The organism is Streptomyces turgidiscabies Car8, assembly GCF_000331005.1.
Lineage (GTDB): Bacteria > Actinomycetota > Actinomycetes > Streptomycetales > Streptomycetaceae > Streptomyces > Streptomyces turgidiscabies.
On record NZ_AEJB01000037.1, the window covers coordinates 1 to 13,678 of the forward strand.

Annotated in this window: 15 protein-coding genes; 3 read left to right on the top strand and 12 right to left on the bottom strand. The window is 70.3% G+C overall.

The window, feature by feature from the left end; all coding sequences use genetic code 11:
- The 6 genes from STRTUCAR8_RS51155 to STRTUCAR8_RS02685 form a co-directional block, all read right to left on the bottom strand.
- Positions 1 to 329 (bottom strand): hypothetical protein (locus STRTUCAR8_RS51155; RefSeq protein WP_044471524.1); only part of this gene is annotated, 329 nt, incomplete at its 3' end.
- 386 nt (positions 330 to 715) lie between these two features.
- Positions 716 to 1,948: a precorrin-6y C5,15-methyltransferase (decarboxylating) subunit CbiE gene (gene cbiE / locus STRTUCAR8_RS02665; RefSeq protein WP_006373869.1), complete on the bottom strand. Its 1,233-nt coding sequence runs from the start codon at positions 1,946 to 1,948 to the stop codon at positions 716 to 718.
- Between the two features lie 106 nt (positions 1,949 to 2,054).
- Positions 2,055 to 2,693, bottom strand: a complete 639-nt coding sequence (locus tag STRTUCAR8_RS02670; protein WP_006373870.1) for a GNAT family N-acetyltransferase — start codon at positions 2,691 to 2,693, stop codon at positions 2,055 to 2,057.
- 167 nt (positions 2,694 to 2,860) lie between these two features.
- A complete protein-coding gene (locus STRTUCAR8_RS02675) occupies positions 2,861 to 3,688 on the bottom strand; it encodes a MetQ/NlpA family ABC transporter substrate-binding protein (RefSeq protein WP_006373859.1) in 828 nt (275 codons plus the stop codon).
- A gap of 121 nt (positions 3,689 to 3,809) precedes the next feature.
- Positions 3,810 to 4,568, bottom strand: a complete 759-nt coding sequence (locus tag STRTUCAR8_RS02680; protein WP_006373864.1) for a methionine ABC transporter permease — start codon at positions 4,566 to 4,568, stop codon at positions 3,810 to 3,812.
- Positions 4,565 to 5,611 carry a methionine ABC transporter ATP-binding protein gene (locus STRTUCAR8_RS02685; protein WP_006373861.1) on the bottom strand — a complete coding sequence of 349 codons (1,047 nt, stop codon included), beginning with the start codon at positions 5,609 to 5,611 and terminating at the stop codon, positions 4,565 to 4,567. The genes STRTUCAR8_RS02680 and STRTUCAR8_RS02685 overlap by 4 nt, the downstream gene beginning before the upstream one ends.
- A gap of 454 nt (positions 5,612 to 6,065) precedes the next feature.
- On the opposite strand from STRTUCAR8_RS02685, the gene STRTUCAR8_RS02690 reads away from it, so the two are divergent.
- Complete coding sequence (locus STRTUCAR8_RS02690) at positions 6,066 to 6,425, top strand: hypothetical protein (RefSeq protein WP_006373857.1); 360 nt, start codon at positions 6,066 to 6,068, stop codon at positions 6,423 to 6,425.
- 1 nt (position 6,426) lies between these two features.
- Entirely contained in the window at positions 6,427 to 6,858 is a 432-nt protein-coding gene (locus STRTUCAR8_RS02695; protein WP_044471525.1) for a hypothetical protein, read from the top strand.
- An 81-nt stretch (positions 6,859 to 6,939) separates the two neighbouring features.
- Here the strand turns inward: STRTUCAR8_RS02695 and STRTUCAR8_RS02700 are convergent, their stop codons facing one another.
- From STRTUCAR8_RS02700 to STRTUCAR8_RS02710, 3 genes are all read right to left on the bottom strand, one after another.
- Positions 6,940 to 7,437 (bottom strand): GNAT family N-acetyltransferase, encoded by a 498-nt coding sequence (locus tag STRTUCAR8_RS02700; protein WP_006373868.1) that lies wholly within the window; start codon positions 7,435 to 7,437, stop codon positions 6,940 to 6,942.
- Positions 7,438 to 7,482: 45 nt separating this feature from the next.
- Positions 7,483 to 7,989: an RNA polymerase sigma factor gene (locus STRTUCAR8_RS02705; protein WP_006373865.1), complete on the bottom strand. Its 507-nt coding sequence runs from the start codon at positions 7,987 to 7,989 to the stop codon at positions 7,483 to 7,485.
- Between the two features lie 147 nt (positions 7,990 to 8,136).
- Positions 8,137 to 9,345 carry a glycerophosphodiester phosphodiesterase gene (locus STRTUCAR8_RS02710; protein ID WP_006373856.1) on the bottom strand — a complete coding sequence of 403 codons (1,209 nt, stop codon included), beginning with the start codon at positions 9,343 to 9,345 and terminating at the stop codon, positions 8,137 to 8,139.
- 341 nt (positions 9,346 to 9,686) lie between these two features.
- Between STRTUCAR8_RS02710 and STRTUCAR8_RS02715 the strand changes: the two genes are divergently transcribed.
- Complete coding sequence (locus STRTUCAR8_RS02715; protein ID WP_006373866.1) at positions 9,687 to 10,358, top strand: lysophospholipid acyltransferase family protein; 672 nt, start codon at positions 9,687 to 9,689, stop codon at positions 10,356 to 10,358.
- A 105-nt stretch (positions 10,359 to 10,463) separates the two neighbouring features.
- Here the strand turns inward: STRTUCAR8_RS02715 and STRTUCAR8_RS02720 are convergent, their stop codons facing one another.
- The 3 genes from STRTUCAR8_RS02720 to STRTUCAR8_RS02730 form a co-directional block, all read right to left on the bottom strand.
- Positions 10,464 to 11,996 carry an MFS transporter gene (locus STRTUCAR8_RS02720; RefSeq protein WP_006373858.1) on the bottom strand — a complete coding sequence of 511 codons (1,533 nt, stop codon included), beginning with the start codon at positions 11,994 to 11,996 and terminating at the stop codon, positions 10,464 to 10,466.
- Positions 11,993 to 12,544, bottom strand: coding sequence for a TetR/AcrR family transcriptional regulator (locus STRTUCAR8_RS02725; protein ID WP_006373862.1), 552 nt, complete (start codon positions 12,542 to 12,544; stop codon positions 11,993 to 11,995). The genes STRTUCAR8_RS02720 and STRTUCAR8_RS02725 overlap by 4 nt, the downstream gene beginning before the upstream one ends.
- A gap of 80 nt (positions 12,545 to 12,624) precedes the next feature.
- Positions 12,625 to 13,596, bottom strand: a complete 972-nt coding sequence (locus STRTUCAR8_RS02730; protein ID WP_006373867.1) for an aldo/keto reductase — start codon at positions 13,594 to 13,596, stop codon at positions 12,625 to 12,627.
- Positions 13,597 to 13,678 lie beyond the last annotated feature (82 nt).

Below are 13,678 nucleotides of genomic sequence, written 5' to 3' on the forward strand. Positions count from 1 at the left end.
GGGCGGCGGGGCGCGACCGGCGCCGTCACCTGGGCGGCGGGGGCCTGGGTCGCCAGACGGACGGCGCTCAGGTCGACCGCGCCGCTGTCGCGGCCACCGGTCTCGTGCGGGCCGGGCTCGTGCACGGCCTCGACGACGGGCGCCGGGGCGGGTGGAGCGACCTCGTTGCCCCAGGCGCTCTGGGCGCCCGGGAGCAGCAGCAGGTCTTCGTCCTCGGCGGTGGTCTCGGAGAGGTAGGTGTACGCACCGTGCGCGGCAACGCCCGGCTGTTCCACCATGCCTGCGTTCTCCGGCAGTCCCTCGGCCGGGACCTGGCCGGTGTCGGTCATGCGAACCCCTCGCCCATCGGTTAGTGCTTCTACGACCAGCTCACCCGTTACGGCTCACCGATCGCCCCGTAGTGAAGAACGAGCATGCGTGCCCAGCGGCACGAACGACCCGTCCCAGAAAGACGACAAAGCCACTAACTGGCATTGTCGCCATCAACTGGCATTCTTGCGGCCGTTCCGCCGTAGCGGGAGCTTGATCCGCCACAGTCCGCTGTGGACTGCGCCACGTTGCGCGCCCCACCGGTTCCGCCGTACCACACTCACCCCAAAACGGGCGCGCTTTCCGGACATTGGGCTACGAACTGCCGGGCCACCGAGTGCGGTACAACGGTCGGCCAGCCTACCGCGCGCAGTACGACAACAGGATCACGGGACGGCAACCGGCGTCAGGGCGCCCGGTCGGGCAAAACTCCGCTGAGCAGGAACGCGACGCTCCGCTCCGTCTCCGTCCAGGCCCGGGTGTCGAGTTCGACGGACTGGAGCAGGGCGCACTCGACCTGGTAGCCGTGCTCGGTCAGGTCGCGGCCGATGAGTTCGGCGGCGTCGCGGGTCGCCGCGTGCGTCACGATGCGCTGCGGACGCCGGTCGGCGACCGCGGAGACCACCGCCGCTCCCCCGCCGCCGACGCGGACGACGTCGGGCTCGGGGAGGTCCTCCAGGACGTGCGGGGCCTCGCCGCGCACGATCTGGAGCTGGACGCCGAAGCGGCGGGCGGCGAAGTCGGTGCGGGCGCAGGCGTCCACGTCCCGGTCGACGGCGATGACGGCGGCGCCGCTGCGGGCCGCGTCGGTCGCGAAGGCTCCGCTGCCGCAGCCGATGTCCCAGACGAGGTCGCCCACGCGTGGTCCCAGGCGGGCGAGTTGGGCGGCACGCAGCAGCTCCGTCTCACCGTCGCCGGGGGCGGGCGGGCCGCCCGCGGTGGAGCTGTGACCGTACGCCTCGGTGGGCAGGGCCCAGCCGCGCGGGCCCGCCGCCGGGTCACGGCCGGCGAGCCAGCCGCTGTCTCCGCTCGGGGCGGCCGGGCCGATGACGATGACGACGTTCGGGTTGCGCCAGATCCGGTCGGCGGCCTTGTCGGAGGTGAGGATCGTGATCTGTTCGCGCTCGGTGCCCAGTTCCTCGCAGACGACGAAGGTGCGGTGCACTCCGGCGAGGAGCAGGCCGAGTTCGGCGGGGCCGGCTCCGGGTGAGGTGAGGACGGCGACCTTGGCGTGGGCGCGGCACACGTTGACCGCACGGCGCAGGGTCCGGCGGTGGGCGACGACCACCTGGGCGTCGTCCCAGGGCATGCCCGCGCGGGCGAACGCGGTGGCCACCGGGGACACGGCGGGGACGACCTCGACCTCCAGGCCGAACTCGGGGTCACGCAGGGTGCGTACGACGCCGAAGAAGCCGGGGTCTCCGTCGGCGAGGACGACGGCTGTGCCGCGGTGGCCCGCGATGCGGCGGGCGGCGAGGGAGACGCTGCCGAGGCGGACGCGTTCGGCGGCCGGGGGCACTTCGGGGAGCGCGAGATGGTGCGCGGCGCCGGCCACCAGCGTGGCGGCCCCGAGGGCGGAACGCGCCGTGGCGGTCAGGGGCGAGCCGTCCCAGCCGATCACCGTGACCCGGTCGGCCATCGTCGTCAGTCTCCAGAGGGTTCGCGCGGGTCGTCGGGCGGCTGGGGGAAAAGGCTCCGTGAGGGTATCCGGTGCCCGGGGTGCCCCGGCGGTGTCCCCCTCGGGTTCAGTTCCAGTCGGAGTACGACGTGAAACCGCCGGAGTCGGCCAGTTCCTCGCCCGCTCCTTCGAGGTCCTCGGGGAGAAGGCTCCACACGATGAAGTCGGTGCGTACGTCGGTCCAGGTGCCGTCCTCGGTCCGGACGTGCGCTATACAGGCGCCCCTCAGGACGCCCTCGCTGATACAGCCGATCTTCTGGGCGACCTGCTGGGAGGCGGTGTTGTCGGCGGCCGTGCGCAGTTCGACGCGCTCGAACTTCTGGTCGCCGAGCACCCATTGGGAGGTGGCGAGCGCGGCCTCGGAGGCGTAGCCCTCGCCACGCGCCCAGGGGGCGATGACGTACGACAGTTCGGTGGAGCGGATGTGCCAGTTCGTCTTGGACAGCTGAACGACGCCGACCAGGCGCTGGGTGAGGAACTCGGTGACGGCGAAGTCGAGGCCACGGCCCTCGGTGCGTTCGGCGGGCGCGTACTCGTTGATCCAGGTGCGGGCCGCGTCCTGGGTGAAGGGCCGGGGGACGTCGGTCCAGGCAGCGACCTGTTCGTCGTTCATCATCTCGGCCAGTGCGGGGATGTCGTCCTCGTCGAGAGGGCGCAGCACCAACCGCTCCGTGCTGATGGAGATGTTGGGGAAGGTGCTCGTCATGCGCCACTCCGTAAACTTCGGAACCTTCGAACCTGCGGGGCCTGCTGAACTGCCCAGCATGCAGCATGCGGCTCCGGAACCCCATCACGGGGTCCACGCCCGGTGAGGGAGCGGACCCCGTACGTGGCGGTACGTACCGAGGTGGCAGGTGACCGAAGGCGGCCGGATCAGAACGACGGGATCACGGCGCCGTCGTACTTGTCCTCGATGTACTTCCTGACCTCGGCGGAGGTGAGCAGCTTGGCCAGCTTCGCGACCCGGGGGTCGTCCTTGTCGGACTTCTTCACGGCGAGGAAGTTGCCGTAGGGGTTGTCCTTGGGGGACTCCGAGACGAGGGCGTCGTCGGCGGGCGAGAGGTCCGCTTCGAGGGCGTAGTTGCCGTTGATCACCGCGGCGTCGACGTCGTCGAGGGAGCGCGGGGTCAGGGCCGCTTCCAACTCCTTGAACTGGAGGTTCTTGGGGTTCTCGGCGATGTCCTTGGGGGTCGCGTCGTTGCCGACGCCGTCCTTGAGGGTGATGATCCTGTTGGCGTCGAGGAGCTTGAGGGCCCGTGCCTCGTTGACCGTGTCGTTCGGGACGGCGATGGTGGCGCCGCTCTTGAGTTCGTCGGCCGACTCCAGCTTCTTCGAGTAGAGGCCGAGCGGCTCCAGGTGGACCGTGACGACCGGCACGATGTCGGTGCCGTTCTTCTTGTTGAACTCGTCGAGATACGGCTGGTTCTGGAAGTAGTTGGCGTCCACGGACCCGTCCTCGGTCGCCGGGTTCAGCGTGACGTAGTCGGTGAACTCCCTGACCTCCAGGTCGAGGCCGGCCTTCTCGGCGAGGTCGTCCTTGATGTAGGTGAGGATCTCGGCGTGCGGGACGGTGCTGGCGCCGACGACCAGCGGGCCGCTGGTGCCGGAGGCGGAGTCCTTGTCCGAGCCGCAGGCGGTGAGACCCAGGGTGAGGGCTCCGGCGGCGAGGGCGGTGACGGTGAACTTTATGGCGTTACGCACGAAAAGTGCCTTCCATGTGGGTGTGACTGTCCCCGTGATGGGTGGTACGGGGAAATCCGCGGGTGGGGTGGGATTGGTGAGAGGGGCGCTCGACGGGTTCCGGGGAGCCGTCGGATCGCCGTCAGGCGGCCTTGCCGACGTCCGCGGTGGCGGGTTCGTCCGTTCCGGCCGACTTGGGCTTCGCCTTCAGCAGCCGCAGTGCGGGCGCCGCTCCTGAACCGCCGCCGCGTCGGTGCAGCCTGCGGGCCGCGTGGTCGCCCGCGAACTGGATGACCGAGATGACGACCGCGAGGATCGCCACGGTGATCCACATCAGGCCGTTCTCGAACCGTTGGAAGCCGTAGCGGATGGCGATGTCGCCGAGGCCGCCCGCGCCGACCGTGCCGGCCATCGCGGAGTAGCCGATGAGGGCGACGACGGTCGTGGTGGCCGACGAGATCAGCGAGGGCAGGGACTCGGGTACGAGAACCCGGCGGACGACGGTCCAGGTGTTGCCGCCCATGGCCTGCACGGCCTCGACAAGACCGGGGTCCACTTCGCGGACAGCGGTCTCGACAAGGCGCGCGAAGAACGGGATCGCACCGATGGCGAGCGGCACGATGGCGGCCTCGCGGCCGATCGTCGTACCGGTGATCGCCCGGGTGAAGCTCATCAACGCGACCATCAGGATGATGAACGGCATCGAGCGGGCGACGTTCACGACCTGCCCGATGACCTTGTTGGCGAGGACGTTCTGCAGAAGCCCGCCACGGTCGGTCAGGACCAGCAGGATGCCCAGCGGAAGCCCGCCGGCGACGGCGATCAGCGTGGACCAGCCGACCATGTAGAGGGTGTCCCAACACGCCTGCTCCAGCAGGGGCGACATCTCTGACCAGGTCACTTGGCACCGTCCTTCACCAGTACGGACTCCCGGTCCGCCGCCCGCTCGACGACGTCGATCTGCAGGCCCTGCTCTCGCAGGAAGCCGACCGGTACGACGTTCTCCTCGTAGCGGCCCGGCAGTTCGATGCGCATCCGGCCGACCTGTCTGCCCGCGACGGTGTCCATCGCGGCGCCGAGGATCGAGATGTCGATGTTGTAGGTGCGCGAGAGCTGCGAGATGACTGGCCTGGCCGCCGCGTCGCCGTGGAAGGTGACGTCGATGACCGTGCGGTCGTCCCCGGAGGCGTCGCCGCTGACCGGGAAGAGGGCGGCGGCCAGTTCGGAGCCCGGGGTGGCGAGCAGCTCGCTGACGGTGCCCGACTCGGCGATCCGCCCGTTCTCCATGAGCGCGGCCGAGTCGCAGACGGACTTGACGACGTCCATCTCGTGGGTGATGAGCAGCACGGTGAGCCCCAACTGCCGGTTCAGGTCGCGCAGCAGCTGGAGGACGGATCGCGTGGTCTCCGGGTCGAGGGCGCTGGTGGCCTCGTCGGAGAGCAGCACCTTGGGGTCGCCGGCGAGGGCGCGGGCGATCCCGACGCGCTGCTTCTGGCCGCCGGACAGCTGGGCGGGGTAGGCCCTGGCCTTGTCGGAGAGGCCGACGAGGTCGAGCAGCTCCAGCGCCTTGCGGGACCGTTCCCGGCCCGACGTACCGAGGATTTCGAGCGGCAGCTCGACGTTGTCCTGGACGGTCCGGGTGGAGAGCAGGTTGAAGTGCTGGAAGACCATGCCGATACGGCTGCGCGCGCGGCGCAGCTCCCGGCCCGCCCGGGGTCCGCGCCCGGCCAGGGCCGTGAGGTCCTGCCCGGCGACGGTGACGGTGCCGGCGGTGGGGCGTTCCAGGAGGTTGACGCAGCGGATGAGCGAGGACTTGCCGGCGCCGGACTGGCCGATGACGCCGTACACCTCGCCTTCGCGGACGTGCAGGTCGACGCCGTCGAGGGCGGTGACTTCACGACCGCGTGAGCGGTAGACCTTCGTGAGGCCGGACGTGGTGATCACAGGGGTTTCCGTCACTGTCGAGTGCGCGGGCGTGGATGTGCCCGGACACGGGAGGGGGGGGAGGTGCGCGGCTCGGGTCGGTCACATACGGACAACGGCCTGTGTACGAGTCGGAGGAGTCATACGGCGGCGGCGTACGGACATGCCACAGCGGCTCACTTCGGGGCAGAACCCCCATGAGTCAGGGGGTGGTGTGGGGGCCCTCTAGAAGGCGCACATTCGACACATACAACGAGCACCGGGCGTCAGTGTCGCCTCGGTCGCAAGGATGCGGCTGCTCGAAGTGGTCATGCGATCAGTAAAGCAGACGTATAGGCGCGGCCAAGAATGCGCGTCTCACAGCTGTCCATATTCCGGACAGACCCCACGGCGTTCCTCACGGTGGTCCTCCCGGCGGGGCCACCCTCACGGGGCCGACCGCACCTGGCCTTTTGCGCCGTAATAAGGTCGCCGCATGCTTGATGCCCTGACGGTCGCGACCGCCGTCGCCGCTCTCGCGCTCGCCGCCTGGTGCGGCTGGGCCGCCTCTCGCGATCAGCCCACCAAGGACTGGCACTTCATCGGCATGGGCGTGGTGACGCTGCTCACCGTGGTCCAGCTGGTGGTCGGCATCGTCCAGCTCGCCCGGGGCGAGAAGCCGGAGCAGGGTACGACGATCTTCGTGGCGTATCTGCTGGGCGCCCTGGCGTGTGTGCCGGTGACGGGCTTCATGTCGCTGGCGGAGCGCACCCGGTGGGGCTCGGTGACGGTCGCCGCCGGCGGGGTGGTGCTGGCCGTTCTGGAGGTGCGGCTCTATGACATCTGGGGAGGGTGAGATGGCCATGACGCAGGAGAAGCCCGCGCGCAAGCGGCTCATCAGCGGGCCGGGGATGCTGCTGGTCTGGCTGTACGGCGTGATGGTCGTCGGTGCGGTGTCGCGCTCCGCCGTGCAGATCTCGACCGAGTTCGGGCACGCGCCGCTCGCCTACTCGCTCTCCGCTGTCGCCGGTCTGGTGTACGGGTTCATCACGTACTCGCTGGTGCGGGGCGGGGAGACGGCACGGCGCGCCGCGCTGGCCTGTTGCGCCGGGGAGCTTGTCGGGGTGTTGGTCGTGGGGACGTGGACCTTGGTCGAGCCGTCGGCGTTTCCCGACTCGACCGTGTGGTCCGACTACGGGATGGGGTACTTGTTCATCCCGGTGCTGCTGCCGCTCTCCGCGATGTACTGGTTGCGCAAGGCGCGTTCCCCCGAGGGGGGAGCCGGCTGAGGCCTGCTGCGCGACCGCGGGTCCGTCGTGGCGTGTCGCGCAGTTCCCCGCGCCCCTGTCGGGGCGCCCTCTGATCGCCTGTCAGGCAGTTGCCGCGTACGTGCCCGCCTGCTTCTCCAGGACGATCATCGGTACGCCGTCGGTGCCCTTGTCCGTGCCCACCGTCTCGTAGCCGACCCGGCGGTACAGGCGCAGGCCCTTGTCGCTGCGGTGGCCCGTGCTGAGGCGGAACCTCTTGGCGCCGCGTTCCTCGGCGAGCGCCGACTCGGCGGCGCGCAGCAGGCGGGCGCCGATGCCGTGGCCCTGGAGGCGGGGGTGGACGCAGAGCTTGCCGATGGACGCCGTGCCGTCGGGGTTCGGCGTGCCGCGCACCGAGCCGACGACCTCCTCCCCCAGCCGCGCCACGTAGACGCAGTCCGCGCCGACTTCCTCCCGGACGGAGTCCAGGGTCTGGAGGAGCGGGTCGATCCGGTAGTTGCCGTACAGAGCGGCCTCGCTCTGGAAGCACAGGTACTGCAGCCGGAAGATCTGCTCGGCGTCCCGTTCAGTCGCCACGGAGATGGTCACGCTCATGCCCATGTGTGCACGCCTCCCGCTCACCTGCTCAGTCGTATGTCCCCACTCCTATCCCCGCCCTTCCCCGGCCGCAACCTCCGGCGTCAGCAAACGACGGAGACATCCCAGGCATCTGGAACGTTCCGGACCAAGACTTCCCTGTGAGATACCCAACTCCCCCGCGATTTCCCGGTAGGTGAGGTCCTTGGGCGACAGCAGCGCCTCCAGCAGGCTCGGGCAGCGGCCGGGCAGCCGACGGACAGCGTCCCGCAGCGCGCGGTGCCGGGCGGCGGTGAGGGCGAGCTGCTCGGGGCCCGGTCCTGCGTCGGCCGCGGGCTGGTCGCCGTACGGCCGCTCGACGCGGGCGGTACGGCGGCTGCGGCGGGCCTCGGAGCGGACGGCGCGGCGGAGCCAGTCGTGCGGGTCGGCCGGCGGGCCGTCGGAGTCGAGGCGTTCCAGGAGACGGAGCCAGACCGCCTGTTCGAGGTCGCCCGGCTCGGCACCGTACGCATATGCCTCCGCGGAGGCCTCGGCGGCGAGCAGGGGGCGCAGGGCGGAAACCATGTCGTGGGTCATATGCGGCACGACGCGACCGCCCCGGCCGGAGGTTGCCGGAGCGGCCGGTTGTCACCCCAACCGGGGTGGTGCGGCCAGCCGTTGACGAGGTCTCTCAGAACCCGCAGAACCCTCAGCCCTCTCGGATCCCGCGGATGCCTCGGCGCCTCAGTCGTTCAGGAAGTCCGCGCGCGCCAGCACACCCGTGTCCGCGTTGTCGGTGAAGACGCCGTCGATGCCCGTCGCGAAGTACGTGCGGTACGCGCCGAAGACGTCTCCATAGGCGTCCGCGTCCGTGCCCTTGCGGAAGTTCGCCGGGAGGAAGGGGTTCTCGTTGCGCATGGTGTACGGGTGCAGGACCAGGCCCGCCTTGTGCGCGTCCGCGACCAGGGTGGTCGGTGAGGTTAGCGCACCCGCCGAGTCCTTCGGGATGACCAGGTCGAGGGTCGGGCCGATGCCCTGGGCGTAGGAGGCGATCGACTTGAGGCCGGTTGGCGTGATCAGGTCGGCGACCGTACGGGGGTCGCCGGTCGTCACGAAGTCCCAGGGGCGGGTGTTCGCGGCCGAGAGGAGGACGACGAGCGGGTTGTCCACCAGCCGGTTCAGGCGCTGGATGCTGGTCGGCTCGAAGGACTGGAGGATGACCGGCGAGTTCTTCCTGTCCTTGCCGTGCTTGCGCAACAGCTTCGCGACCCGCTCCTCCAGGCCCAGGCCGAGGGCCCGGAAGTAGGTGGGGTGCTTGGTCTCGGGGTAGATCCAGACCTGCCTGCCGCGCTTGCGGGTCTGCTCGTCCTGCCAGCGGAGGACCTCTTCGAAGGTGGGGATCTCCCAGCGGCCGTCGTAGAGGGTGTTGTGCGGGCGGTTGGCCGGAATGCGCTCGACCGCTCGCAGCCTCTTCAGCTCGGCGAGCGTGAAGTCCTCGGTGAACCAGCCGGTGAGGGAGACGCCGTCCAGGACCTTGGTGGTCCTGCGGCTCGCGAACTCGGGATGGGCGGCGACGTCGGTGGTCCCGCCGATCTCGGGCTCGTGGCGGCATACGAGATGACCGTCCCTGGTGGGGACCAGGTCACCGGCCTCGACGATGTCCGCCCCCAGGTCGAGGGCCAGTTGGTACGAGCCGAAGGTGTGTTCCGGGCGGTAGCCGCTGGCACCCCGGTGGCCGATGATCGTCGGTACGGGCAGGCTCTTCAAGCCACCGCCTCCGTGCTTCGCGTCCCGGTGCGCTTCCTGCCCGGCGACCTGGGCGTCGGCTCGCGCCGCGCCGGGCAGCCCGAGGACCGCGCCGCCCGCACCCAGCATCGCGGCACCGAGCAGCGTCCGCCGCCCCGTCCCCGCGGACTCCCCCTGCGCATGTCCGTTCGACTCCAGCGTGCCCATGAGTGCCTCTCCTGCCGCACCGTCATCTGTCCAAGCGGACCGATCGTAGGTGCGTGTACATGACGGCAGGGAGGCCTCGGACGGAACACGCGGGTGACGCCGGATGTCGGCATCGCCTCGGGCGAGGCGGGTACGCGGTCGGTGTGTTTCGTACGACTCGCGCGATCTCCGTCACATTCGTGGCGGTCCGTCACATGCCCGCAACACCGTGCCACCGCAGGTAAACGCGGGTCAACAGTGCGTAAGTAGTGGGTGAACCCGATGTGCACTACCCCCCGAGGCGCGAGTATCGTCCTCACCTGCACAGACTTATACCGAATCCCTTGACACCGGAGGGCCTGTTGTCCCGCTTCGCGCTCATCAAGGCAGTGCTCGGACCGATCATGCGCCTGATGTTCCGCCCACGGGTGGAGGGTGTGGAGCACATCCCCGGCGACGGTCCGGTGATCCTCGCCGGCAACCACCTCACGTTCATCGACTCGATGATCCTGCCGCTGGTCTGTGACCGGCAGGTCGTGTTCATCGGCAAGGACGAGTACGTCACCGGCAAGGGGTTCAAGGGCCGCCTCATGGCCTGGTTCTTCACCGGCGTCGGCATGATCCCGGTGGACCGGGACGGGGCCAACGGCGGTGTCGCGGCGCTGATGACCGGCCGCCGGGTGCTGGAGGAGGGGCGCATGTTCGGGATCTACCCCGAGGGCACCCGCTCCCCCGACGGCCGTCTCTACCGCGGTCGCACCGGCATCGCCCGACTGACCCTGATGACGGGCGCGCCGGTGGTGCCGTTCGCGATGATCGGCACGGACAAGCTGCAGCCGGGCGGGGCGGGGATGCCCCGGCCGGGGCGGGTCACCGTGCGGTTCGGTGAGGCGATGGAGTTCTCCCGGTACGAGGGGATGGACCGGGACCGGTATGTGCTGCGGGCGGTGACGGACTCGGTGATGACCGAGGTCATGCGGTTGTCCGGGCAGGAGTATGTGGACATGTACGCGACTAAGGCCAAAGCGGCGTAGGGGTGTTGCGGGGGTCCGTCGTCGGGTGCGGGTTCGCTGTGGCTTGTCGCGCAGTTCCCCGCACCCCTGAAGGGCGCCCAGCGCACCCGGCGTGACCAGGCCTCGCTAGGCGTGGTCTGCCCGGCCCTCCAGGCGTTGGCCCTTCAGTAGGAACCAGGCCGCTGCTGCCGCTGCCAGGAGGACCACCGCGCCCGCGCCCGCCGCCAGGGCGATGCCGTCGGTGAAGGCGTCACGGGCCGCGTTCAGCAGGGCGTCCCCGGTCTGCGTCGGCAGGGTCCTCGCCGTTTCCACCGCTCCGCCCAGTGACTCGTGAGCCTCTGCCGGCGTGCCCGGCGGGGCCGTGAAGTTCCGGTAGGCGCCAGTGACGATCGAGCCGAGCAGGGCGATACCGAGGGCGGCGCCCAGTTCGTACGCCGTCTCGGACACCGCGGCTGCCGCACCCGCCTGCTCCTTGGGGACGCCGCCCAGGATGACGTCGGAGGTCACGGTGAAGGAGAGGCCCGCCCCCACACCCACGACCAGCAGCGCGATGCCGAGCAGCGGATAACCGGTCGACTGGTCGACCACCGTCAGCGCCGCCAGGGCGAGGCCTATGGCCGCGAGACCGCAGGAGACCACGGCTCGTACCGAGTAGCGCCGGGCCGCCGAACCGGCGAGCAGACCTGCCACCACCGCGCCGATCGCCGCGGGCAGTTCGGCGAGGCCCGCCTCCAACGGCCCCCGGCCCTGCACCAGTTGCAGGTACTGCGAGAGGAAGAACACCAACCCGGACAGTCCCAGGATGGTCAGCAGGTCGGCGAGCACGGCCCCGCTGAACCCCCGGTCGCGGAACAGCCGCATGTCCAGGAGGGGGATGGGCAGGGTGAGTTGGCGGTGCACGAAGCCGTACAGGGCCGCGGCCCCCAGGGCTGCCGCGCCCAGCGCAGGCCACGAGAACCCGTGTGACGCCGCCTCCTTGATGCCGTACACGATGCCGACCATGCCGACGAGCGACAGGACGACGCTCCGCAGGTCCCACGGGCCCGGCGACGGGTTGCGCGACTCGGGGAGCAGCTTGATGCCGACTAGGACGAGGACCACCATCACGGGCAGGTTGATCAGGAAGACCGAGCCCCACCAGAAGTGTTCGAGCAGGAAGCCGCCGACGACCGGGCCGACCGCGGTACCGGCGGAGGCGGTGGCGCCCCAGATGCCGATGGCGAGGCTGCGTTCGCGCCGGTCGTGGAAGAGGTTGCGGATCAGGGCGAGCGTGGCGGGCATCAGGGTCGCGCCCGCGACCCCGAGCAGCGCCCGCGCCAGGATCATCAACTCCGGTGTCGTCGCGTAGGCGTTGAGGACGGACACCGCGCCGAACGCGGTCGCGCCGATGAGCAGCAGCCGCTTACGCCCGATACGGTCGCCGAGGCTGCCCATGGAGACGAGCAGGCCCGCGATGACGAACGAGTAGACATCGCCTATCCACAGCAACTGCGTGCCGGACGGTTGGAGGTCCTCGCTGATGTAGGGGGTCGCGAGACCGAGGACGGTCGCGTCGACGGCCACCAGCAGCACGGCCAGCACGAGGACGGAGAGCGCGAGCCAGCGGCCCGGACGCCTCTCTTCCTCCGTCGCGTGGGCCGGCTGCAGGGTGCTGGTCATGATTCCTCTCTCCGTAGTGCGCCGCCGAGCAACAGTTCGACGATCATGTGGTGGAAGTCCTTCGGGGCACCCTTGCCGCTCTGCACCATCCAGGCCCCGGAGGCCAGCAGGCCGAACAGGGCTTCGGTGAGCCAGGCGGGCGTCAGGTCGATACGGAACTCGCCGTTCGCCTGTCCGCGCCGGAACAGGGCGGAGATACGGGCGTCGGTCCGGGCCCAGCCCTCGTTCTGTTCCTCGCCCTCGAACAGCTGGTTCTCCGTGTAGAGGAAGCTGAGCAACCCGGCGGCGGGCTCGATCTCGCGCACGAGGCGTCGTACGGCATCGCTCGCCGCACCCTCCTCCAGGCGGGCGGCGTCGAGTGCGGCCTCGCACTCCGCGATGCCGAGTGACTCCAGCGCCCGTACGAGCGCGTCGCGGCCGGCGAAGAGGCGGTGCAGCGTGGCCCGGCTGATTCCGGCCGCCTTGGCGACCTCGTCCATCGTGGACGTGGCTTTCCGGGTGAGGAGGGCGGCTGCGCTGCGCAGCACGTGTTCACGATCGACGGACATGAGACAACGATACCCCAAATGAGACATTGATGTCTCACGATGGGCGTGAGCGTCTCATCTCAGCTCGCTTCACGTGCGTCTCAGTGCCAGGGCAGCTGCCCGCGCCGCTCCCAGTAGGCGGACGGCTCCTCGACCAGCGCGGCCAGCCGCGACAGCTGGTCCTCGTCGAGGTCGACGACCGCCGCGTGCAGATTCGAGGCGAGCTGGCCCGCCGTGGCCGCGCCGGACAGCACGACCCCCGCCCACGGCTGCCGCAGCACCACCGCGAGGGCGACGGCGTCGGCGCCGAGCCCCGTCTCCTCGGCGACCGCCCGTACGGCATCGGGCGCCTGCCCGGTGGCGAGGCGGCCGTTGGCCATGCCCTCCTTGACGATCACCGTCAGTCCGGCGTCATGGGCCTCGGCCAGCGCGGGCCCGGCGGAGGTCTCCAGGACGTTGTACGTCGACTGGACGGTACGGAAGAGGGGCTCACCGTCGACCGTGACGGCGAGGGCGGCGCGGACGGTGTCGGCCTGGGCGGGGCCGCTGGTGGAGAAACCGATGGTCAGACCCTCCGCCGCGGCCTCGGCGAGACGGGCGTGGAGTTCCTTGTCCGCCAGGGCCGGGCTCTCGGGGGTCAGCGAGTGGATCTGGTAGAGGTCCAGGCGGCCGCCGAGCAGTTGACCGGATTCGGCGCGCTGACGCTCGTACGTCGTGAGGCTGTGGTCCTTGACCTCGTGCCGCTCGGCGTCGGTGGTCCAGTCGGCGGTGTAGGTGTAGCCCCACTTGCTGCCGACGACGACGTCGTCGATGTCGGGGCGCGCCTGCAGCCAGCCTGCGAGGAACTCCTCCGAGCGGCCGTACGAGCGGGCCACGTCGACGTAGCGCACGCCTTGGGCGTAGGCGGCGTCGAGGAGCTCGTGGGTGCGGGTGCGCAGGGACTCGACGCTGCGGTCCTCTCCGAGGTCGCGGTCCCGGCCGAGGTTGATGTAGCCGGGGCGGGCGACTGCGGCGAGGCCCAGTCCGAGGTGGCAGGTGGGGGTTGTCGCTGTGGCCAGTCGGGTGAAGGGCATCGCGGTTCCGTTCGGTCGGGTCCGGTCCGGCTTCCGACCAACGTAACCCGGGAGGACCTTTACGGGGTTTGCCGCAGGTGGG

What these genes read in the sequence shown, in the direction of transcription:
- cbiE (WP_006373869.1), bottom strand. Translation starts at nt 1,948, where the DNA reads ATGGCCGACCGGGTCACGGTGATCGGCTGGGACGGCTCGCCCCTGACC.
- STRTUCAR8_RS02670 (WP_006373870.1), bottom strand. Translation starts at nt 2,693, where the DNA reads ATGACGAGCACCTTCCCCAACATCTCCATCAGCACGGAGCGGTTGGTG.
- STRTUCAR8_RS02690 (WP_006373857.1), top strand. Translation starts at nt 6,066, where the DNA reads ATGCTTGATGCCCTGACGGTCGCGACCGCCGTCGCCGCTCTCGCGCTC.
- STRTUCAR8_RS02695 (WP_044471525.1), top strand. Translation starts at nt 6,427, where the DNA reads ATGGCCATGACGCAGGAGAAGCCCGCGCGCAAGCGGCTCATCAGCGGG.
- STRTUCAR8_RS02700 (WP_006373868.1), bottom strand. Translation starts at nt 7,437, where the DNA reads ATGGGCATGAGCGTGACCATCTCCGTGGCGACTGAACGGGACGCCGAG.
- STRTUCAR8_RS02705 (WP_006373865.1), bottom strand. Translation starts at nt 7,989, where the DNA reads ATGACCCACGACATGGTTTCCGCCCTGCGCCCCCTGCTCGCCGCCGAG.
- STRTUCAR8_RS02710 (WP_006373856.1), bottom strand. Translation starts at nt 9,345, where the DNA reads ATGGGCACGCTGGAGTCGAACGGACATGCGCAGGGGGAGTCCGCGGGG.
- STRTUCAR8_RS02720 (WP_006373858.1), bottom strand. Translation starts at nt 11,996, where the DNA reads ATGACCAGCACCCTGCAGCCGGCCCACGCGACGGAGGAAGAGAGGCGT.
- STRTUCAR8_RS02725 (WP_006373862.1), bottom strand. Translation starts at nt 12,544, where the DNA reads ATGTCCGTCGATCGTGAACACGTGCTGCGCAGCGCAGCCGCCCTCCTC.
- STRTUCAR8_RS02730 (WP_006373867.1), bottom strand. Translation starts at nt 13,596, where the DNA reads ATGCCCTTCACCCGACTGGCCACAGCGACAACCCCCACCTGCCACCTC.